This window comes from Pseudomonas sp. TH10 (assembly GCF_016651255.1).
Taxonomy (GTDB): domain Bacteria; phylum Pseudomonadota; class Gammaproteobacteria; order Pseudomonadales; family Pseudomonadaceae; genus Aquipseudomonas.
Genome location: NZ_JAEKEG010000148.1, coordinates 1 through 21,769, shown reverse-complemented (window position 1 = coordinate 21,769; position 21,769 = coordinate 1). Strand labels below are relative to the sequence as shown.

At 61.2% G+C, this 21,769-nt stretch carries 18 protein-coding genes and 2 pseudogenes; 3 read left to right on the top strand and 17 right to left on the bottom strand.

Going from position 1 to position 21,769, the window contains the following annotated elements; translation table 11 throughout:
• On the bottom strand, window positions 1-502 hold a 502-nt coding region (locus tag JFT80_RS20590), incomplete at its 3' end, for a pseudouridine synthase (RefSeq protein ID WP_242483011.1).
• 699 nt (window positions 503-1,201) lie between these two features.
• On the opposite strand from JFT80_RS20590, the pseudogene rne reads away from it, so the two are divergent.
• Window positions 1,202-4,430: pseudogene (gene rne, locus JFT80_RS20585) on the top strand (ribonuclease E).
• 77 nt (window positions 4,431-4,507) lie between these two features.
• Here rne and JFT80_RS20580 read toward each other — a convergent pair.
• The 12 genes and pseudogenes from JFT80_RS20580 to JFT80_RS20525 all read right to left on the bottom strand — a co-directional run bounded on the left by JFT80_RS20580 (window position 4,508) and on the right by JFT80_RS20525 (window position 15,970).
• Window positions 4,508-5,098, bottom strand: coding sequence for an NTP transferase domain-containing protein (locus JFT80_RS20580; RefSeq protein WP_122839129.1), 591 nt, complete (start codon window positions 5,096-5,098; stop codon window positions 4,508-4,510).
• Window positions 5,095-6,078, bottom strand: a complete 984-nt coding sequence (locus JFT80_RS20575; RefSeq protein ID WP_122839128.1) for an XdhC family protein — start codon at window positions 6,076-6,078, stop codon at window positions 5,095-5,097. The genes JFT80_RS20580 and JFT80_RS20575 overlap by 4 nt, the downstream gene beginning before the upstream one ends.
• Window positions 6,078-8,399, bottom strand: coding sequence for a xanthine dehydrogenase family protein molybdopterin-binding subunit (locus tag JFT80_RS20570; protein WP_201149116.1), 2,322 nt, complete (start codon window positions 8,397-8,399; stop codon window positions 6,078-6,080). The genes JFT80_RS20575 and JFT80_RS20570 overlap by 1 nt, the downstream gene beginning before the upstream one ends.
• Window positions 8,396-8,866: a (2Fe-2S)-binding protein gene (locus tag JFT80_RS20565; RefSeq protein ID WP_201149115.1), complete on the bottom strand. Its 471-nt coding sequence runs from the start codon at window positions 8,864-8,866 to the stop codon at window positions 8,396-8,398. Before JFT80_RS20565 ends, JFT80_RS20570 begins: the two co-directional genes overlap by 4 nt.
• Window positions 8,867-9,112: 246 nt before the next feature.
• Window positions 9,113-10,132 (bottom strand): UDP-N-acetylmuramate dehydrogenase, encoded by a 1,020-nt coding sequence (gene murB, locus JFT80_RS20560; RefSeq protein WP_201149114.1) that lies wholly within the window; start codon window positions 10,130-10,132, stop codon window positions 9,113-9,115.
• Complete coding sequence (locus JFT80_RS20555) at window positions 10,129-10,593, bottom strand: low molecular weight protein-tyrosine-phosphatase (RefSeq protein WP_201149113.1); 465 nt, start codon at window positions 10,591-10,593, stop codon at window positions 10,129-10,131. The genes murB and JFT80_RS20555 overlap by 4 nt, the downstream gene beginning before the upstream one ends.
• Window positions 10,593-11,357, bottom strand: a complete 765-nt coding sequence (kdsB, locus tag JFT80_RS20550) for a 3-deoxy-manno-octulosonate cytidylyltransferase (RefSeq protein ID WP_201149112.1) — start codon at window positions 11,355-11,357, stop codon at window positions 10,593-10,595. The genes JFT80_RS20555 and kdsB overlap by 1 nt, the downstream gene beginning before the upstream one ends.
• On the bottom strand, window positions 11,354-11,539 hold the full coding sequence (locus tag JFT80_RS20545; protein ID WP_003174668.1) for a Trm112 family protein: 186 nt from the start codon (window positions 11,537-11,539) through the stop codon (window positions 11,354-11,356). Before JFT80_RS20545 ends, kdsB begins: the two co-directional genes overlap by 4 nt.
• 22 nt (window positions 11,540-11,561) lie before the next feature.
• Window positions 11,562-12,575 carry a tetraacyldisaccharide 4'-kinase gene (gene lpxK / locus JFT80_RS20540; protein WP_201149111.1) on the bottom strand — a complete coding sequence of 338 codons (1,014 nt, stop codon included), beginning with the start codon at window positions 12,573-12,575 and terminating at the stop codon, window positions 11,562-11,564.
• Window positions 12,575-13,006, bottom strand: a complete 432-nt coding sequence (locus tag JFT80_RS20535; protein ID WP_045061739.1) for a biopolymer transporter ExbD — start codon at window positions 13,004-13,006, stop codon at window positions 12,575-12,577. Before JFT80_RS20535 ends, lpxK begins: the two co-directional genes overlap by 1 nt.
• Window positions 13,003-13,638, bottom strand: a complete 636-nt coding sequence (locus JFT80_RS20530; RefSeq protein WP_201149117.1) for a MotA/TolQ/ExbB proton channel family protein — start codon at window positions 13,636-13,638, stop codon at window positions 13,003-13,005. The genes JFT80_RS20535 and JFT80_RS20530 overlap by 4 nt, the downstream gene beginning before the upstream one ends.
• Before the next feature lie 98 nt (window positions 13,639-13,736).
• Window positions 13,737-15,970 (bottom strand): annotated as a pseudogene (locus JFT80_RS20525) (DNA internalization-related competence protein ComEC/Rec2).
• A 135-nt stretch (window positions 15,971-16,105) separates the two neighbouring features.
• On the opposite strand from JFT80_RS20525, the gene JFT80_RS20520 reads away from it, so the two are divergent.
• Window positions 16,106-16,624, top strand: coding sequence for a DUF2062 domain-containing protein (locus JFT80_RS20520; RefSeq protein WP_122839121.1), 519 nt, complete (start codon window positions 16,106-16,108; stop codon window positions 16,622-16,624).
• A gap of 48 nt (window positions 16,625-16,672) precedes the next feature.
• On the opposite strand, the gene JFT80_RS20515 is transcribed toward JFT80_RS20520, so the two are convergent.
• The 4 genes from JFT80_RS20515 to JFT80_RS20500 form a co-directional block, all read right to left on the bottom strand.
• Window positions 16,673-17,452: an ABC transporter permease gene (locus tag JFT80_RS20515; protein ID WP_201149110.1), complete on the bottom strand. Its 780-nt coding sequence runs from the start codon at window positions 17,450-17,452 to the stop codon at window positions 16,673-16,675.
• Window positions 17,449-18,381, bottom strand: a complete 933-nt coding sequence (locus tag JFT80_RS20510; RefSeq protein ID WP_201149109.1) for an ABC transporter ATP-binding protein — start codon at window positions 18,379-18,381, stop codon at window positions 17,449-17,451. Before JFT80_RS20510 ends, JFT80_RS20515 begins: the two co-directional genes overlap by 4 nt.
• A gap of 133 nt (window positions 18,382-18,514) precedes the next feature.
• The gene (locus JFT80_RS20505) at window positions 18,515-19,138 is read right to left on the bottom strand and encodes a glutathione S-transferase family protein (protein WP_201149108.1); all 624 of its coding nucleotides are present in this window, start codon (window positions 19,136-19,138) and stop codon (window positions 18,515-18,517) included.
• A gap of 43 nt (window positions 19,139-19,181) precedes the next feature.
• Window positions 19,182-19,841: a transglutaminase family protein gene (locus JFT80_RS20500; protein ID WP_201149107.1), complete on the bottom strand. Its 660-nt coding sequence runs from the start codon at window positions 19,839-19,841 to the stop codon at window positions 19,182-19,184.
• A 248-nt stretch (window positions 19,842-20,089) separates the two neighbouring features.
• Between JFT80_RS20500 and JFT80_RS20495 the strand changes: the two genes are divergently transcribed.
• A partial coding sequence (locus JFT80_RS20495; protein ID WP_201149106.1) for an acyl-CoA dehydrogenase occupies window positions 20,090-21,769 on the top strand: 1,680 nt, incomplete at its 3' end.

Sequence of the window (21,769 nt, the reverse complement as noted above, 5' to 3'; positions counted from 1 at the left end):
CCGTGTGCAAGTGACGCAGCATGCTGCGTTTCTTGGCAATCATCAGCAGGCCAGAGGTGTCTCGGTCCAGTCGGTGGACGAGCTCGAGCTCCTTGCAATCGGGGCGCAACTGACGGAAGGCTTCGATCACGCCGTAGGTCAGACCGCTACCGCCGTGAACCGCAATGCCACAAGGCTTGTTGATCACGATCAGGGCCTTGTCCTCGAAGATAATCGAGGCTTCGAGGCGCTGCAGCAGGCCTTGAGCCAGGGGCACCGGCTCGTCGCGCTCAGGCACGCGAACCGGCGGCACGCGCACGATGTCACCTGCCTGCAGCTTGTATTCGGGCTTGATCCGACCCTTGTTCACACGCACTTCGCCTTTGCGCAAAATGCGGTAAATCAAAGTCTTGGGCACGCCTTTGAGCCGGGCGAGGAGAAAATTGTCGATTCTTTGGCCGGCATACTCCGGCGAGACTTCAAGCAGTTGAACGCCTGGAGTCGAAGGGGCAGTAGTTGTCATGCCGCGGATGATAACAATTTTTATGGAATTGAAGCACTTAATCATTGCTGCTATAGTCGCGAACGCCGCCAAAAGCGGCCTGGACAGCGGCACCACGGTCAAAAACCGGCCCTGACCAACGCAATTCACCAGGACGCGAGGCCGTCCTACGGGGCTTTCGCTACGTAACGGTGGAGTTTGCAGTTGTAACGAGCGCAGGTGACATGAGGCCTGAATTACACCGCCGAGCAGAGTTTTTACTCGCCTGGCAGGCAGATATTCACGGCCAGTTCACAAAGTGCAGTCAGCTGCAAATGACCCCGAGCGAAGGTTTCGGAAACACCGCCTGAATTAGCCATGATGCGTGACCTCCCCTTTCGGAGCTCACGGTAAATGCCAACCCGCTGCGGATTCTGCGCGCGGCAGCACCCGAATTATCAGGGATACGTGTAGGGTGGAGATGCACAACCGCCGGACTGTGTAGCAATAGGCTTTATCAAGACGCTTCATCTCGTCCACAGCCGCTGGTTGATTCCTCCTCCTGACTGAGTGCTTAAGTAGCCACAGCAAGCAGGACGCGTACGTCGCGACATCGGCCCAATTGGCCGCATATCGCTGGACACGGGAATGGCCAACCACTCCCGACGCACCTGACACCGACCGTGAGAAGTCGTGTGTGCCGAACGCCGTTTCCGGCAGCCCGGAAACCGACGGTACTACATGAAAAGAATGCTGATTAACGCAACTCAACCCGAAGAGTTGCGTGTTGCACTGGTAGATGGCCAACGCCTCTACGACCTGGACATCGAATCCGGTGCACGCGAGCAGAAAAAGGCCAACATCTATAAAGGCCGTATCACTCGCATCGAACCAAGCCTTGAGGCTGCCTTTGTCGATTTCGGCTCTGAGCGCCATGGCTTCCTGCCCCTCAAAGAAATCTCCCGCGAATACTTCAAGAAAGCCCCTGAAGGCCGCGTCAACATCAAGGACGTCTTGAGCGAAGGCCAGGAAGTCATCGTTCAGGTCGAAAAAGAAGAACGTGGCAACAAGGGCGCAGCCCTGACCACCTTCATCAGCCTGGCCGGTCGTTACCTCGTGCTGATGCCGAACAACCCACGTGCCGGCGGTATCTCCCGTCGCATCGAAGGCGAAGAGCGCAACGAACTGCGTGAAGCGCTGAACGGCCTGGTTGCACCAGCCGACATGGGTCTGATCGTGCGCACTGCCGGCCTGGGCCGCAGCAGCGAAGAAATGCAGTGGGACCTCGATTACCTGCTGCAACTGTGGACCGCTATCAAAGAAGCGTCGCTGGATCGTTCCGCGCCTTTCCTGATCTATCAGGAAAGCAACGTGATCATCCGCGCCATCCGCGATTACCTGCGCCAGGACATCGGCGAAGTGCTGATCGACAGCGTTGAAGCCCAGGACGAAGCCCTGACCTTCATCCGTCAGGTAATGCCGCAGTACGCCAGCAAGATCAAGCTGTACGAAGACAGCGTGCCGCTGTTCAACCGTTTCCAGATCGAAAGCCAGATCGAGACCGCTTTCCAGCGCGTCGTTGAACTGCCTTCCGGTGGTTCCATCGTCATCGATCCGACCGAAGCCCTGGTGTCCATCGACATCAACTCGGCGCGCGCCACCAAAGGCAGCGACATCGAAGAAACCGCTCTGCAGACCAACCTTGAAGCCGCCGAAGAAATCGCCCGTCAGTTGCGCCTGCGCGACATCGGCGGCCTGATCGTCATCGACTTCATCGACATGACCCCTGCCAAGAACCAGCGCGCCGTGGAAGAGAAAGTCCGCGAATGCCTGGAAGCCGACCGCGCTCGCGTGCAGATCGGCCGCATCTCGCGCTTCGGCCTGCTGGAAATGTCCCGTCAGCGCCTGCGTCCATCGTTGGGCGAAAGCAGCGGCATCGTTTGCCCACGTTGCAACGGCACCGGCATCATCCGTGACGTTGAATCGCTGTCGCTGGCGATCCTGCGCCTGATCGAAGAAGAAGCCCTGAAAGACCGCACCGCCGAAGTCCGCGCTCAAGTGCCGATTCCGGTTGCCGCGTTCCTGCTCAACGAAAAACGCAACTCGATCACCAAGATCGAACTGCGTACCCGTGCGCGCATCGTCATTCTGCCGAACGATCACCTCGAAACCCCGCATTTCGAAGTTCAGCGTCTGCGTGACGACAGCCCGGAAGCCCACATCAACCAGTCCAGCTACGAAATCGCTGCTGCCGCTGCCGAAGTTGAAGAAGTTCAGCCTGCCGCTGCGACCCGCACCCTGGTTCGCCAGGAAGCTGCAGTCAAGACGGCCCCTGCCCGCGCCAATGCGCCGGTTCCTGCCGAAGTGGTTGCTGCCGCGCCTGTGGCTGCACCGGCCGCCGTGCCAGAGCCAAGCCTGTTCAAGGGCCTGGTGAAGTCGCTGGTCAGCCTGTTTGCAACCAAAGAAGAGCCAGTGGCTCCGGCAGTGGTTGAAAAACCGGCTGCCGAGCGTCCGGCCCGCAACGAAGAGCGTCGCAACGGTCGTCAGCAAAGCCGCAACCGTAATGGTCGTCGCGATGAAGAGCGCAAGCCTCGCGAAGAACGTGCACCGCGTGAAGAACGCGCTCCACGGGAAGCTCGTGAAACCACGCGAAGCTCGTGAAGAAACGCCGGCAGTAGCCCGCGAAGAACGCGCGCCACGTGAAGAGCGTGCACCACGCGCACCGCGTGAGGAACGTGCACCGCGCGCTCCACGTGAAGACCGCAAGCCACGTGGCGAGCGTGAAGAACGTGTACGCGAACTGCGCGAACCCCTGGACGCTGTTGCTCCAGCCGCTGCCGCTGTCGCTGTCGCTACCACTGAAGAGCGTCCGGCTCGCCAGCCACGCGAAGAACGTGCTCCACGCCCACCGCGTGAAGAACGTCAGCCACGTGCCGAGCAAGCAGCAGCTCCAGTAGCCGAAGAAGAACTGCTGTCCAACGAAGAGCAACTGCAGGAAGACGGACAGGAAGGCGCCGAAGGCGATCGTCCACGTCGTCGCTCCCGCGGCCAGCGTCGTCGCAGCAACCGTCGCGAGCGTCAGCGTGATGCCAACGGCAACGTGATCGAAGGTTCGGAAGAGTCTGACTCCGCTGAAGGCGAAGTGGCGGCCACTGCCGACGCACCAAGCGCTAACGACCTGGCCGCTGGCCTGGCTGTTACCGCAGCCGTTGCCAGCTCGGTGATCAGCGCTCCAGCTGAAGCACAGGCCAACGAGCAAGCCGAACGCGCTACTGCTGCTACCCTGGACACTGCTCCAGTCGAAGCGCCAGTGGTTGAAGCGACCTCGCCTGTCGAAGCCACCGCTTCGCCGGAAATCGAAGTGGCGCCGGTTCGTGAAGCGCAGCCTGAAGTAGAAGCGGCACCGCAACCTGCGGCAGTCGTCGAAGCTCCAGCAGTCATTGCAGAGCCTGCTGCCGAGACAGTCAGCGAAACCGTGACCGAATCGATTCGTGAAGTTCGCGAAGAGCAAACCGCTTTCAACTGGGTTGCCGAGCCAGCTGTTGCAGAAACACCCGCCCCGGCAGCTGAAACTCCGGCTTACGAGCCAGAGCCAGTAGTTGCGGCTGCAGAGCCTGCTCCAGTGGTTGAAGCGCCGGTTGAAGCCCCGGTTGTAGCCGAAGTGGCTGCCCCAGTGGTTGAAGCCGCTCCGGTCAGCGCGCTGACACCAAGCGGTCGTGCGCCGAACGATCCACGTGAAGTGCGTCGTCGCAAGCGTGAAGAAGAGCGTCTGCAGAAAGAAGCCGAACTGGCTGCCGCTGCTGCTCCAGCCGTGGTCGAGGCTGCACCGGTGGTCGCTGAAGCCCCTGTTGAAGTTGCCGCTGAGCCTGTAGCGTCGGTGATCGCTGAAGCGCCACGCTCCGTTCAGGACGCGGCAGAGCATCACCAAGAGGCCCAGGAAAAAGAACACGAGCCTAAACCTCTCGTCTGATTCCAAAAGCCGTTAAAAAGCCCCGCCCGGTGAAAACCTGGCGGGGCTTTTTTATACCTTGAAGATCAAAAGATCTTTTACACAAACACCAGGGCGCCGGGCACATCCACATCCCACAACACCCCAGGATCATCCACCTCTACTTCAACCACCCTGGCCGTAGCAAACAGCGGCCTGGCCCCGCCGTCCCCCGAGAGCGCGATCAACGCCGGTCCGAAAGAATCCGCGAACGCCACCGGGTGCCCATACTCTCCGTCATGCACTGGCACACTGATAGTGTCAGCCGCCCTCCCTGCTATCACCCGCTCAATGCTCGAAGGCAGGATGAACGGCATATCCCCCAGCACAATCAACCAACCACCGGGCTGCGGACACGACGCCACCCCGGCAGCAATGCTGTCCCCCATGCCCGTGGACTCGATCAGGACCACCTCGAACCCATAGGCCTGGGCCATGCGAATCACCTGGGGACGATCTGCAGTGGTAACCACAACCCGTTTGCCCGCCTTAGCCGGCAGGTTCACGAGGACATGCTCGATGACCGACCGCACAGCACCGTCGCGCCCGGTACAGTCCGCGAGCAACTTGTCCTTGTCGGCGCCCGCCACCTGGCGAAAGCGCTCGCCCTGTCCCGCTGCCAGCACGATGACGGCGATGGGTTCGCTCATGGCGCCTCCTGCAAGGGCTTCTTCTGTTTGAGTTCGACACCGTTCTTGATTGCGACAATTTCAGCCATCAGCGACAAAGCGATTTCCGCTGGCGAATGGCTACCAATGTGCAAGCCGATCGGGCCGTGCAGCCGTTCAATGGCCGCGGCCGACAAGCCTAGCTGAGCCAGATTGTCCCGGCGCTTCAGGCTGTTGACCCGAGACCCCAGCGCACCCACGTAGAATGCATCGGAGTCCAGCGCCGTCAGCAGCGCCATGTCATCCAGGCGCGGGTCATGGGTGAGCGCAACAATGGCGGTGCGCTCGTCGGTCTGGATAGTCAGTACCGCTTCGTCGGGCATGCCCGGGACGAAGCGTCCATGCTGCTCTTCCCAGCCATGGACGAATTCGCTGCGCGGATCGCAGATCAGCACCTCGAAATCCAGCAGCCGCGCCATCTCGGCGACATATCGCGACAGTTGACCTGCGCCGATCAGCAGCAGACGCCAGCGCGGACCATAAATGGCCCGCAACGTCCTGCCGTCAAAGGTCAGCGTTTGTAACTTGTCTGCGGGCTCCAGCAACACCTCACCGGTTTCAATCGACAGCGAGCGCGCCACAATCTCGTGCGCCTCGCAACGCGCCAGCAATTGTGCCACCCAGGCCGGATCGCCGACGCGCTCCTCAGTCAGGCGCAAGGTGCCGCCACAAGGCAAGCCAAAGCGCGCCGCCTCCTCGCGAGTCACGCCGTAGGTGATCAACTGCACGGGCGGTCCGTCAACCGGGATGCGCCCATCGTGCAGGCGGGCAATCAGATCATCCTCGACACAGCCGCCGGAAACAGACCCTATCACCACGCCATCTTCACGCAACGCCAGCATGGCGCCAGGTGCCCGGGGCGCAGTGCCCCATGTCTGGACCACGCTGTACAGCACCACCCGCTGGCCCGCATTGCGCCATTCCAGCACGCTGCGCAGGACATTCAGATCGACGCTGTCCATCAGGCTTGCGCCTTCTGCCAACCCTGTAACTGGAAGCGCACCGGCAGGTTGCGAATACGCTGGCCCGTGGCAGCAAAAATCGCATTACATAGCGCCGGCGCAATCGGTGGAACGCCAGGTTCGCCGACGCCCCCAAGCGGCACGTCTCCCGGCGGCGTCACCAGGTGCACGGCGACTTCCTTAGGTGCCAGCGACATGCGCGCCACTTCGTACATATGAAAGTTGTCCTGTTGCACCTTGCCGTCCTTGAAGCTGATTTCACCCAGTACCGCGTTGCCCAGGCCCATCACGCAAGCGCCCTCGAACTGCGAGCGAATGCGCTCAGGATTGATCTGCGGCCCGCAATCGACGGCGATGTCGGCCTTGTGCACGATCAACGTGCCATCATCCTTGACCTCGACCTCGATCACCGCGGCCACGTAAGTCACGAAGCTGTAATGCACCGCCAGGCCCAGCCCACGACCCTTGGGCAGTTTGCGTCCCCAACCGGCGGCTTTCGCAGCGGTTTCCAGCACCGTTCGCATGCGCGCGGTGTCGATCGGATAACGCTCGGGGGATTCGCCATAGTTCCATTCTTCGCTCAAGGTGCGCGGATCGATCTGCCGATCCGCGCCGAGCAATTTGATCTGATACTTGAGCGGATCTTCACCGGCCTTGTGCGCCAGTTCGTCGACGAAACTCTGGATCGCGAAACCGTGAGGAATGTTCGATACCGAGCGATACCAGCCGACTCGCGTATGCACGGTAGCTTCAGGGTTCTCCAGGCGTACATTGGGAATCGCGTAAGCCATGTTGGTGAAACCCATGCCCAACTCGAACGCCGCCTCGTGATTCATGCCCGGCGCAAACAACGCGGTGATGCTCGGCGCAACGGTGCGATGCAGCCAACCGGACGGCATGCCGTCCTTGTTCAGGCTGGCTTTGAGGTACTCGGCCGACACCGTATGAAAGTACGAACAATGGATATCGTCTTCACGCGTCCATTGCACCCGCACTGCCTTGCCGGGAAATTCCTTGGCGAGGATCGCCGCTTCGATGACAAAATCCGGCTTGGACTTGCGCCCGAAGCCGCCGCCGAGCAGGGTCACGTTGACCGTGACGTTATCGAACGGGACGCCGAGGCGTTCGGCAATTCGCTCTCGCGTCACCTGGGGTGCCTGGCTCGGTGCCCAGGCCTCGCAGACGCCGTCCTTGAAGCGCGCAATGGCAACCATCGGTTCCATCGGGGACTGTGCCAGGTGCGGCAGATAGTAAGACGCTTCCAGCGTGGTTTCGGCGTTGCCCATGGCCTCGTCGATGTTGCCGGTGTTGCGCACGACCTTGCCGGGCTTGAGCGATGCGGCTTCCAGCTCCTTGCGGTAGGCGATCGAGTCATAGCTGGCATTCGGGCCATCGTCCCACTCGATCTTCAGCGCTTCGCGCCCTTTGATCGCCGCCCAGGTATTGCTGGCGATCACTGCCACGCCACCCAGGGGCTGGAACTCCGACGGCATTGGCCGCCCTTCGATATTGATGACCTTGAGCACGCCAGGCACTTTCAGCGCCGCACTCGAGTCAACGGATTTGACCTTGCCGCCGTACACCGCCGGACGCGCAATGGTCGCGTACAACATGCCGGCAAAATGCACGTCGGCGCCGTACACCGCGCGACCGTTGACGATGTCCTCACCGTCGATGGCCTTGGTGCCTTCCTTGCCGATGTAGCGAAATTCCGACGGCTGCTTGAGGCGCAGGCTGTCGCGAGCGGGCACCGCCAACGCACTGGCCGCGGCGGCGAGTTCGCCATAGCCCAGCTCACGGCCGGAGGTTTTGTGAATGACTTTGTGCAACTGCGCGTGACACTCGGCCACTGGCACATTCCATTGCGCGGCCGCAGCCTGTTCAAGCATGGTGCGGGCCGCTGCGCCGCAACGGCGCATCGGTTCGTACCAATGACGCATGCTGCGCGAACCGTCGGTGTCCTGGTTGCCGAAACGCACTTCATCACCCGGCGCCTGCTGGACTTTGACGTGAGCCCAATCAGCGTCCAGTTCATCGGCAACGACCAGGGTCAGACTGGTGCGCACTCCCTGGCCCATCTCGGAACGGTTGCACACCACGGTAACAATGCCGTCAGCGGCGATGCTGATGTAAACCTTCGGATCGTCGATCCAGCCATTGGGCATGCCATCGGCGCCGAATTTCGTTGCTTTCTCGTCGGCCAATGCATCCTGCCAGCCCCAACTCGCGGCCAGCACCAACGCGCCAGTGGCACCGACGCCTTTGAGGAACCCACGGCGACTGAGATTGCTCAGGGCGAAATCATTTGGAAGGCGGCTCATGCTTTCGCCTCCTTCAGATGGGTGGAGGCTTGGCGAATCGCGGTTTTGATCCGGTTGTAGGTGCCGCAACGGCAAATGTTGCCCACCATCGCTTCTTCGATCTGCTCGTCGCTCGGGTTCGGATGGGTCTTGAGCAATGCCGTGGCCGACATGATCTGCCCGCCCTGACAGAAACCGCATTGAGCCACCGCCGTGTCGAGCCAGGCTTGCTGGACCACTTGCCCGACCGGGTCGGCGTGCAGGTTGTCGATGGTGGTGACGTTCTGGCCGATTACCGAGCCGATCGGCGTGATGCAACTGCGCGCCGGCAAGCCGTCGATGTGAATGGTGCATGCGCCACACAGGCCCATGCCGCAACCGAATTTGGTGCCGTTGTAACCGGCGACATCACGGATCGCCCAGAGCAGCGGCATGTCTTCAGTGACGTCGAGGGAATGATCCTGGCCATTGAGTTTCAGGGTAATCATGGGCACGCCCGCATATTTTTTGGAGGTTATGGGGTCGAGCAATCTGCCGCCGAGGAGTGGCGGTGGTTCACGCAGATCGACTCAGGCTAAGGAGGCTCTCTTGTGTCGACGCGAACGTCTGCACCGGGCCTTTGGTGGAGCAAATGACGGTTATCGTTAGCTCGCTAAGTTAACCCAGCGTTAACAAAAAAGCCCTGCACTTTTTCATCAGTGCAGGGCTCTGGATGGCGCTTTGAAAGCGTAGCCTCAATAGCGGTTGGGCTCCATTTCCAATTCGACATTGAAACGTTCGGCAATATCTTTCTGGATGCGTTGCGCCAGTTCGAGCAGTTGCAGCCCGGTCGCCGTGCCGTAGTTGACCAGCACCAGCGCCTGCAATTTGTGCACGCCGGCATCAGCCTCACGGAAACCCTTCCAGCCTGCGCGCTCGATCAGCCAACCGGCGGCGAGTTTCATCTGCCCGTCCGGTTGCGCGTAAGCCACCAGATCCGGGTGCTGCTCTTTGATCTGCGCCACCAGCGCAGCCGATACCAGCGGATTCTTGAAGAAACTGCCGGCATTACCCAGCACTGCCGGATCCGGCAGCTTTTCACTGCGGATGCTGCAGATCGCCTGGCTGACGTCGCTGGCGGTCGGACGGTCGATACCCTGCTCGGTCAGGCGCTGACGCACCGGGCCGTATTCCAGATGCAGGTGTTCAGTGCGGTTCAGGTTGAAGCGCACCCGCAAGATCAACCAGCGCCCCGGCTCCTGCTTGAACAGGCTGTCGCGGTAGGCGAACTTGCACTCGTCCAGGCTGAAGTCGCGCAGTTCGCCAGTCTGGCGATCAAGCGCGGTCAGGCCGGCAAACACGTCCTTGATCTCCACGCCATAAGCGCCGATGTTCTGCATCGGTGCCGCGCCAACCGTACCGGGGATCAGGCTGAGGTTTTCCAGGCCAGACAAACCCTGGGCCAGGGTGTGTTGCACAAACGGATGCCAAGGCTCGCCGGCTTCGGCTTCGATCACCACCTGCTGGCCGTTGTCGCTGAGCAGGCGAATCCCGCGGGTGGCCATGCGCAGCACCAGCGCCTGGATATCGGCGGTGAGCAGCAAGTTGCTGCCCCCACCGATTACCAGCAATGGCACCTCGTGCTGCGTGGCATACGCCAAGGCGTCGCGCACGTCGTCGTCACTGTGGGCCTGGGCAAACAGGCGGGCCTGCACATCCACGCCAAAGCTGTTGTACGGTTTGAGCGATACCCGGGCTTGCACCTGCAGACTCATAACCGCCCCTTCAATTCGATCACCAGCAGGTCACTGGCGCGCTCGATCAGGTCCAGTACCTGCTCGAAGCCCTGGTCACCGTCGTAGTACGGGTCTGGAACTTCATCGAGTTCCGACTGATAGCGGCGCAGGAACAGGTCAAGCTCCGCCTTGCCCTTCGCAGGCTGCAATGCCTTGAGGTTGCGCAGGTTGCTGTTGTCCATGGCCAGGATCAGGTCGTAACTGGCGAAGTCGGCGCGGCTGACCTGCTGCGCGCGTTGCGCCGAGAGGTCATAACCGCGCACTTTCGCCGCGGCCTGGCTGCGCTTGTCCGGCGGGTTGCCGACATGCCAGTCACCGGTGCCGGCGGAGGCTACTTCGACTTGATCAGCCAGCCCGGCTTCGCGCAGTTTGTAGCGCAACACGCCTTCAGCGGTGGGCGAGCGGCAAATGTTGCCCAGGCACACAAACAGAACGCGCATCAGGCCTCCAGCAGGCGACGAACGCGCTCAAGGTCTTCGACGGTGTCGACACCGGTTGGCGGAGCGATCAGCGCATCAGCCACATGAATCCGCACGCCGTGCCACAGAGCACGCAGTTGCTCGAGCGATTCAGTGTTTTCCAGCCAGCACGGGCCCCAACTCACGAAGTCTTGAAGGAAACCGGCGCGATACGCATAAATGCCAATGTGGCGGCGGTAAGGCACGCCTTCTGGCAATTGCTCGCGGCTGTTGGCGAAGGCATCGCGGGCCCACGGCAAAGTGGCACGGCTGAAGGTCAGCGCCAGACCGTTCATATCGCTGACGACCTTGACCACGTTCGGGTTGAACAGGGTTTCGACATCTTCGATCGGCTCGGCCAGAGTGGCCATGCGCGCTTCGGTGTGGGCTGCCAGGTTGGCCGCCACCTGATCGATCACGCTCGGCGGAATCATCGGCTCGTCGCCTTGCACGTTAACCACGATCGCGTCGGGTTCAAGACCCAGTTTCTCCGCCACTTCAGTCAGACGATCAGTTCCGGAGTTGTGATCTTCACGGGTCAGCACCACTTCGGCGCCGAAACCCTTGCAGGCCTCGACAATGCGCGCATCGTCAGTCGCAACCACCACGCGGGTCGCACTGCTTTTGCTCGCCTGTTCCCAGACGTGCTGGATCATCGGCTTGCCGGCGATCAACAGCAGCGGTTTGCCCGGCAGGCGGGTCGAGGCGTAACGCGACGGGATGACAACGGTGAAGGCGGTGGTCATTTATCCAGACGCTCGTCAGTGGTCAGGGTGCGGGCTTCGCTTTCGAGCATCACCGGGATGCCATCGCGAATCGGGTAAGCCAGGCCGGCACCCTTGCTGATCAGTTCGGTCTTGTCGGCGCTGAGCTTGAGCGGGCCTTTGCAGATCGGGCACGCGAGGATATCGAGCAGTTTGGTGTCCATGAACATTCCCTGGATAAAAGAGTTAAGGCAAAAGGCGATCTGGCAACAGGCGCATCAGTTGTGTGTCAAACCACGCCACGAAGGCCGGCGACGGCACAGCATCGACCGCCAGATACCACCAGTCGGCAGCAGCGAAGGCACGGCACTTCACCGCGTCCTTTTCGGTCATCACCAGCGGCAATGACGGTGTGAAATTCAAGGCCTGCACGCTGTACTCGGCGTGATCGGCAAACGCATGCGGGACCGGCTGCCAGTCTAGCGCTTCAAGGGTGTTGAAGAAACGCTGCGGATTGCCGATCCCGGCAACCGCGTGCACGCTCTGACCGGCCGGAAAATGATCGAGCGACCGCCGTTCACCGCTACGCAGATTGACCAGCGCGGTAGGTTGCAGCTGGAACGCAAACCCGTCATGGCGATCGTCCGCAGCGCCGTTGTAGAGCACCGCATCGACGCTCTCAAGGCGCTCGACCGGCTCACGCAGGGGCCCGGCGGGCAGGCAGCGCCGGTTACCCAGGCCACGGGCGGCGTCGATCAGCACCAGCTCAAGGTCACGGGCCAGGCGATAATGCTGCATGCCGTCGTCCGACAGGATCAGGTCCAGCGGTTCACTCTCGAGCAAGGCCTCATGACCGCGCTGACTGCGGTCCGGGTCGATCATCAAGGGTACGCCGGTGCGCTGGACGATCAACAGAGGCTCGTCGCCCGCAGTATCGGCGCCCTGATCCGCCGCGACTCGCCATGGCAGTTGCGGTGGTTTGGCGCCGTAACCCCGACTGACCACCCCGACGCGCAGCCCGCTACGCTGGCAGTGCTCGATCATCCAGAGAATCAGCGGAGTCTTGCCCGTGCCGCCAACGGTGATATTACCGACGACGATCAACGGCACTGGCGGCTGATAGATCTCGCCCTCGCCCGCCAGGAAACGCTTGCGCTTGCTCGTGACCACACGGCGATAGAGCCACTCCAGCGGCTGCAAGAGCTTCAGGGCCGGATGTCCCTGGTACCACGCGGCGAGCAAGCGATCGGACATGGCCATCAGGGCGCGGGCGGCGCCGCCTCGACAGTGGTCATGCGCAGGTGGCTGAAACCGAGCTTGCCGGCAGCATCCATGGCGATGATGACCGACTGATGCTGGGTCTTGCCGTCGGCGCTGATGGACAGCGGCAGGCTGGTGTCGCCGTTGGATTCTTTCTGCAGGGCGTCCATCAGGGTCGCCAGGTCGTTCTTGGGCAAGACCTGGTTATTCACCGAAAACGCGCCTTCAGCATTGATCGCCACGTCCAGGTGCTTGACCTGCTGATCTTCGGCGGGCGTTCCGCTGACGGCTTCCGGCAGGTCGACGCGCAGCTGGGTTTCACGGGTGAAAGTGGTGGTCACGACAAAAAACAGCAGCAGGATAAACACCACGTCGATCAGCGAAGCGAGGTTTATATCGACCGTTTCCCGAGGCTTGCGGCGGAATTTCACGCTCTGCCCTCGGCCAGGTCAACATCACGGTCGCCCTGCACGACTTCAACCAGTTTGATCGCTTCCTGTTCCATGCCCACCACCAGTTCGTCGATCCGGCGTTGCAGGAAACGGTGGAAGAATACCGACGGAATACCGACCATCAGGCCCGCAGCAGTGGTAATCAGCGCTTTGGAAATACCACCGGCGAGCACCGAAGCATTAGTCGTCATGCCGGAACCGGTAAACGCGCTGAAGATATCGATCATGCCCAGCACGGTGCCGAGCAAGCCCAGCAACGGCGCCATGGCGGCAATAGTGCCCAGCGCATTGACGTAGCGTTCGAGTTCGTGAATGACTCGCGCCGCGGCTTCCTCGATGCACTCTTTCATGATTTCGCGACCATGCCGGGAGTTGGCCAGGCCAGCCGCGAGTATTTCGCCCAGAGGGGAATTGGCGCGCAATTCCTTGAGCTTTTCCTTATTGAGCTGTTTGTCTTTGATCCAGACCCAGACCTGGCCGAGCAGATGCTCGGGGGTGACGCGACTGGCACGCAGGGTCCACAGGCGCTCGACGACGATCGCCATGGCCACGATGGAACTCAGAATGATCGGCAGCATCATCCAGCCGCCGGATTTGACCAATTCCCACACAGTGACAGTCCCCTCGAAAAAGTGCGCCACTTTACCATAGGGGCTCCTCGCACCGAAGACCACGATGGCGCAACCGGTCGGGGCCCGCTGCCCGCCAGTCATTCTGCCAGCGGTGCCGGATCACGCCAGAAGCGCCGTTGTTGACGCATCGTCGCCGGTGCCGAGAAGGTCCCCAGTTGCAGATGAACGGCGCCCTGCTGCGCACTGTCGTAGATCCCCATTGCCAATTTTCGATAGCGTGCAATCACCGTCGGGTGCGGATGGCCGAACGAATTGCCGTTGCCGCGGGAGATCAGCACCGCCTTGGGCTGGAGCACGTTGAGCAGGGGCATCGTGGATGAAGTGCGACTGCCATGGTGCGGAGCCTGCAACCAGTCAGTGGCGACGGCCAGCGGGCTGCCGAGCAATGCCTGCTCGGCGGCCCGTTCGATATCACCGGTCAGCAGCAACCGCTCGCCTGAGGCCTCGATTTGCAACACGCAGGATCGGGAGTTGCTGTCCTGCGCCGACGCCCACTGCCAGAGCCGGAAGCTCACCCCGTCCCAATTCCAGTACCCGCCACTCTCGCAGGCATCTGCGAGCAGGCCGTCTGCCGGGGGAAAGGGTTCGCCGCCCATTATCCTGCGGACCGGTATTGCGTCGACCACTGCCTTGGCGCCTCCGGCATGATCGGCGTGAGCATGGCTGATCAGCATCAGGTCAAGCTGTTCCACTCCCAGCTTGCGCAACGTCGGCAGCACCACTCGCGCGCCCATGTCCATGCCCGCGGAACGCGGCCCGGCGTCATACAACAGGTTGTGATGACGAGTGCGCACCAGGATCGCCAGGCCCTGGCCGACGTCCAGAAGCCAGACCTCGGCAATGCCTTCGGCGATTGTGGGACGCGGTGGCAAGACCAGTAACAGCAACATCGGCCAGCCCAGCCATCGCAGCGGCACCCCCGCCGGCATTAGCAGCAGCAGGGCGCCGGCGGCGGCCAGCGCCCAGGTCCAAAACGCAATCGCCATAGGGTCCCAGGCGGGCACCTGCCCCGCCGCTTGCGCCAGGCCCTTGAACAGCCAGTCGAGCAGCCCCCCGGCGAGCCACAGCAACCCTCGCCCACATAAGGCATTGGCAGCAGCAAGGTGCCAAGCAATGCAGGCGGCAGGACCAACAGACTGATCCAGGGCACCGCGAGTAAATTGACCAGCGGCCCACTGAGGCTGATCGGCAGGCCGAGGATGAGTAAAAGCGGACTCAAACCAATGGCGATCATCCACTGGGCGCGAGTCCAGGTTTGCCACCAGGGCAATGAGCCAAGCCGACCGCCGAAAGTGAAGATCAACACCCCCACCGCCGCAAAGGACAGCCAGAAACCGGGTTGCAGGCTCGTCAGCGGGTCCATCAACAGGACCCCGTTCAGCGCCAGCAGCAGCGGCCACCAGGCGCCGAGATGGCGCAAACGCAGGCGCCACAGCAGCACCAGGCCGATCATCACACAGGCCCGGCGCACCGGTACGTCGAAGCCGGCAAGCAAGCCATAACCAAGAGCCGCCGCAAATGCCAATCCGCACGCCCAAGGCAGCCAGGGCAAACGGCGCGGCCATAAGCCATAACGAGCCAGCCCCGCGATCAGCAAGTACATCACGCCTGCCAGCAAACCGATGTGCTGCCCGGAAATCACCAGCAAATGTACGGTGCCGGTGTCTTGCAGCACCTGCCAGTCCTCGCGGCTCAGGCCGCTGCCGTCGCCCAGCACCAAGGCCGCCAGCGCGCCGCTGCGGCCCTGCGCATCTACATTCAGCAAGCGCTGGCGCAGGCTATCGCGCCAGGCTCCCCGGGCATCTGCGAGTATTTCGCCAGCCTTCACCGTGCCGGTGGCGCCGATGCGTTGCGCCAGCAGCCAGGCGTCGTAGTCGAATGCATGGGGATTGAGCAGCCCGATGGGTCGTTTCAGCTTGACTGCCAGGCGCCAGCGTTCCCCGCTATTCACCGCAGGGCCGTCGTACCAGGCCAGGCGCATCCGCTGCGGGAGCTTTGTACGGCGGGAATGGCTGTCCGACAGCTCGAAGCGCACGACACCTTCGCCGTTCTGCGGCAGTCCCGTGACCGTCCCCTCCACCCAACGGGTTTCACCCTCGAGCTGAATCGGCAAGCGATCGTTTAGCGCCCATTGCGCCTGGGTACAGGCCCAAGTGAAGCCAAACAGGAAAAAAGCCAGCGGATAGGCGCGAAACGGCAGCACCATCAAGCCCACTATCGGCATCAGTATCAACGACCAGACCGGCGGTAATGCCGGTAAGAAACGCAGGGTCAGCAAACCCAGCGCCAGCGCTATCATCCCTGTGCGCATACGCCCGTCCTTGGAGTCCACCCACTAGGCATAGTCGAGGGATGGCACGGCCGTCGTTATTAATTGTCACAAAGTCTGAATGGGCGGTTCACAGAATCGAGACATACTTGCCGCCTTAACCGACCGAGAAGCCTTATGCCCCGGCGCTTATTCAAACGCTACATGCCAGATCCGACGAGCATCAGGGAACATAAGTCCTTACGCTTCCTTGGCACCCTGCTGCATGACCCGAACCTGTGGCACCTCAACCGCCATTCCGTTGCCCGGGCGATGGCCGTGGGTTTGTTCGCCGCCTTCCTGCCCATTCCCTTGCAGATGCTGGTAGCCGCGGCGTTGGCCATCATGGTGCGCGGCAATATCCCCATCGCCGTCAGCCTGGTCTGGCTGACCAATCCAATCACCATGCCGGTCGTGTTCTTCTGTACCTACCAGACGGGCGCCTGGTTGATGGACATTCCTGCCCGGCACTTGCCGGACGAACTGACGTGGGAGTGGATCAGCGGCGAGCTGTCCACGATGTGGCAACCATTCCTGCTGGGTTCGGTGGTCACGGGACTGGTGCTGGGAGCCCTGGCCTACTGCCTGACGATGCTGTACTGGCGCTGGTGGGTTGCGCGGCAGTGGCGGCGGCGCAAGAAAAACCGGATGTCGTGATGCAAAACGGCCTCCGCATGGGAGGCCGTTTGTCTATCCAGGATTACTTTAAGTACGCATCCCGCGGCCACTCACCAGCAACCGCGCACAACCGAAATACAGCACCACGGTGGCAACGAGCATAAAGGTGATCGCGATGCCGATCTTGATATCCGACACACCCAAAATGCCGTAACGGAAGGCGTTGACCATGTGCAGCACCGGGTTGGCCAGCGAAACGGTTTGCCAGAACGGCGGCAGCAAGGTGATCGAATAGAACACGCCACCCAGGTAGGTCAGCGGCGTCAGCACGAACGTCGGGATGATGGAAATGTCATCAAAGTTGCGCGCAAACACGGCGTTGATGAAACCCAGCAGCGAGAAGATCGTCGCCGTCAGGACCACCACCAGGATCGTCACCCCCAGGTGATGCACCTGCAAATGGGTGAAGAACATCGACAGGATGGTCACGATGACGCCAACCATCAGGCCACGCAGCACGCCCCCGAGGGTGTAGCCGATCAGGATCGTGTGTGGCGACACCGGCGAGACCATCAGCTCTTCAATGGAACGCTGGAATTTACTGCCGAAGAAACTCGAGACCACGTTGCCGTAAGAGTTGGTGATCACCGACATCATGATCAACCCCGGCACGATGTACTCCATGTAGGTGAAGCCACCCATGTCGCCGATTTGCCGGCCGATCAGGTTACCGAAGATCACGAAGTACAGGACCATGGTGATCGCTGGTGGCAGCAGCGTCTGCGGCCAGATCCGCGTGAAGCGTTTGACCTCGCGATAAACGATGGTTTGGAGCGCGACGAGGTTGGGACCGAACTCGGAACTCATACCGCCACCTTCGACAGATTTTTCTCCACCAGGGACACGAACAGCTCCTCAAGGCGATTGGTTTTGTTACGCAGGCTCAACACTTCAATGTTCTGCTGCGCCAACTGAGTGAACAACGCCGTGATGCCCATGGATTTGTCGACCTGGACCTCCAGGGTATGGCTATCGATCAACCGGGCCGGGTAGCCAAGCAATTGCGGCGCAACGCTCAAGGTGTTCTTGAGATCGAGCAGGAAGGTCTCCACATGCAACTGCCCCAGCAATTGCTTCATGCTGGTGTTCTCGACGATGGTGCCGTGGTCAATGATGCCGATGTTGCGGCACAGCTGCTCAGCCTCTTCCAGATAATGGGTGGTGAGGATGATCGTGATGCCTTTCTGGTTCAGCTCGGTAAGGAACGTCCACATCGAGCGACGCAGTTCGATGTCGACCCCGGCGGTCGGTTCGTCGAGGATCAACAGGCGCGGTTCATGCACCAACGCACGGGCGATCATCAGACGCCGCTTCATGCCGCCGGACAGCGAACGCGATGGCACATCGCGCTTGTCCCACAGGCCAAGCTGGGTCAGGTACTGTTCGGCGCGTTCCTTGGCGATCTTCGCCGGAATGCCGTAATAACCGGCCTGGGTCACGACGATGTCGAAAGTCTTTTCGAACTGGTTGAAGTTGAATTCCTGGGGCACCACGCCGATCGAACGCTTCAGCGCCGCGGGGTTCTTGTCCAGGTCATTGCCAAAGATGTTCACCGTGCCGCTGGTCTTGTTCACCAGGGTCGAAAGAATGCCAATGGTCGTGGATTTGCCGGCGCCGTTAGGGCCGAGCAAGGCGAAAAAGTCACCTTCGGCGACGTCCAGATCGATACCACTCAAGGCCTGGAACCCGTTGCCGTAGGTTTTGGTTAGCTGCCGGATGGACAGAGCGGAACTCATATCGGATTTACGCACCAAGAAGGGAAGAAAGGAATAAACAAGGGCGGGCGGCGAGGGATACAACCGCGGCGCATGAGCGCAATGGTGCTTGCCGCCGCCGCACAAGTACAGTCAAGTGTGTCGATAGTTATTATCAAGTCAACGCGGTCATGACCGCTTTTTGGTAGGCCGGGCGTTGTTTCAGGCGCTCATACCAGGCTTGCAGATGCACGTGCGGCGCGCGCTCGATGGGCATTTCAAACCAGGCGTAAATAAAGCTGCCGAGGGGAATATCGCCCATGCCGATTTCGCTTCCGGAGAGGTAAGGCTGGCTGGCCAACGCATGATCGGCCATGCTCAGCAGCTCATTGCATTCCTTGATCGCTGCGTTGATCGCCGACCAGTCCTGCTTGTCGGCCGGCGTGCGCAAAACGCCCCAGAACACGGTGCGGAAGGGCCCGGCAAAACTCGAGGTGGTCCAGTCCATCCACTTGTCGGCGACGGCCCGTGCTTGCGGATCCGCCGGGTACCAGGCGCTGTTGCTGGCGTGGCGGGCCAGGAGATAACGCACGATGGCATTGGATTCCCACAGCACGAAGCCGTCGTCTTCAATCACCGGCACACGACCATTAGGGTTCATCGCCCGGTAATGCGCGGTGTCCACGACGCCAAAGGCACCGCCGGCATCTATTGCCTCGTAAACCAGGCCCAGCTCCTCGGCGGCCCACAATGGCTTCCTGACATTCGATGAGTTTTTCCGTCCCCAGATCTTCAGCATGACCGCCTCTTTTCCAATGCATGGACAGGCAGCATACGCCGGATCAGGCGCGACTCAAATCGCTCTGCATGTCCCCCAGCAGCGCCGGCAACTGCCCGGCAAACAGGTGCGGGTAACATTTTTCCAGGTGCTCGAAAAAGAACGCTTCAGGCACATCAGTGAACTGGCCATGGTCGACCAGGTACTCCATCAACGGCTCGCCATCGCGATTGAAAGGGTGGAACACGCTGTCGTTGATCCCGTCGAACTCCAATGGCGCGACGTTGAACAATTCGCACAGGCCTTGATTGAATGCCGGCGTGGCCTTGACCCAGCGTCCGTTCAGGAACAGTTCGGTATAACCGTGCATGGCGAACACGTCGCTTTTCAACAATTCAAGCAAGCGCGGGGTCGACAGGTGATTGCGCACATCCGCCAGACCAATGCGCGCCGGGATCGCGCAATGCCGCGCGCACCCGGCGAGCAGCGTGGCTTTGGGCACGCAATAACTCTCCCCGGTTGCCAATGCATAGCTGCCGCGCAAGGTCTGCGGATCACGACTGAAGGTGTAGGGGTTATAGCGCACCGCTTCGCGCACGGCGTAATAAAGATTGATCACCTGCTCGAGCGGATCGCGGCTGGCACCTCGATGTTGTTCGGCGAACTCCACTACTGACGGGTGGTCACTATCGATGAAGCGGCCGGGACTCAGATACTCGTGCATGACGACAATCTCCTGGATGAGACTGGAGTCTAGCGACAGCTCAAGCACAGAGATAACGACGTTTCGGCCAAACTTGGACGCAAAGCTGCGGGGTGACCGAACGATTTCCCACACGTGTTGCCCACCGAACCTACGAAAACCATCCGGGGTTTCCCACGATTTCAATCACCTTGGTCTGACCGCCCGGTTTTGCAGATGCCGTCTAAGCTCTGGAGGGTCGATTTGCCTTGGTTCACGGAGGACTGAATATGCTGTTGTTGTGGATACTGGTTCTGATCGTCGGCATTGCCTATCTGGCCCATCGCCGCACCGCCCCGCTCCCCGCCTTGTGCATCGTTGCCGTTTTTGTGGTGGCGATGGGCGCCTTCAGTCACGCGCCAGGCTGGTTGTTGCTGCTGCTATGGGTGTTGATCGCCGCCGTGGCGGCGCCCTTGTTGCTGCCGGACCTGCGCCGCAAGTTTTTCAGCGCGCCACTGTTCAGCTGGTTCCAGAAAACCCTGCCGCCGATGTCGCAGACCGAGCGCGATGCGATCGACGCCGGCACGGTGTGGTGGGACGGTGAATTGTTCAGTGGCCGTCCGGACTGGGATAAGTTGCTGGCCTACCCGAAAGTGCAGTTGAGCGAAGAGGAACAGGCCTTTATCGATGGCCCGACCGAAGAGCTCTGCGCCATGGTCAGTGACTGGCAGATCGGCCAGGACATGGACCTGCCACCGCAAGCCTGGGCCCACATCAAGGACAACGGCTTTTTCGCCCTGATCATCCCCAAGGAATTCGGCGGCAAGGGCTTTTCCGCCTATGCCCACTCCCAGGTGGCGATGAAACTGGCGACTCGCAGCGGCGACCTCGCCTCTACCGTGATGGTCCCCAACTCCCTCGGCCCTGCCGAGCTGCTGCTGCACTATGGCACCGACGAACAACGCAACCACTACTTGCCACGCCTGGCGCGCGGTGACGATATTCCGTGCTTCGCCCTGACCGGCCCGCTTGCCGGCTCCGATGCTGGCGCGATGCCCGACACCGGGATCATCTGCAAGGGTCAATGGGAAGGCCAGGAAACCCTTGGCCTGCGCCTGAACTGGGAAAAACGCTACATCACCCTGGGCCCCGTCGCGACCCTCCTCGGCCTGGCGTTCAAGGCCTATGACCCGGACCATCTGCTGGGTGACAAGGAAGACCTCGGCATCAGCCTGGCGCTGATCCCGACTGACACCGCGGGTGTGGAAATCGGTCGTCGCCACCTGCCACTGGGCGCGGCGTTCATGAACGGCCCCAATTCCGGCAGGGACGTGTTCATCCCCCTGGACTACCTGATAGGCGGCCAGGAGATGCTCGGCAAAGGCTGGATGATGCTGATGAACTGCCTGTCGGTCGGCCGTTCGATCTCGCTGCCTGCCGTCGGTACCGGCGCGGCCAAGTTCACCAGCCTGGTGACCGGCCAATACGCGCAGATTCGTGAGCAGTTCAATGTGCCGCTGTCGGCCTTCGAAGGCATTCAGGAAGCCATGGCACGCATCGGCGGCAACGCGTGGATGATGGACGCGGCGCGGATGCTCACCGCCAACGCGGTGGATCTGGGCGAGAAACCGTCTGTGCTGTCGGCGATCCTCAAATACCACCTCACCGAACGTGGCCGCGAATGCATCAGCCACGCCATGGACGTGCATGGCGGCAAGGCAATCATCATGGGCCCGAACAACTATCTGGGCCGCAGCTGGAACGGTGCGCCGATCTTCATCACCGTGGAAGGCGCGAACATTCTCTCGCGCAACCTGATGATCTTCGGCCAGGGTGCGATTCGTTGCCATCCATTCGTACTCAAGGAAATGGCCCTGGCCGGTCGCGAGGACAAGGATCAGGCGCTGAAAGAGTTCGACGGCCTGCTGCTCAAACACATTGGCTTCGCCGTGAGCAACGCTGCCAGCACC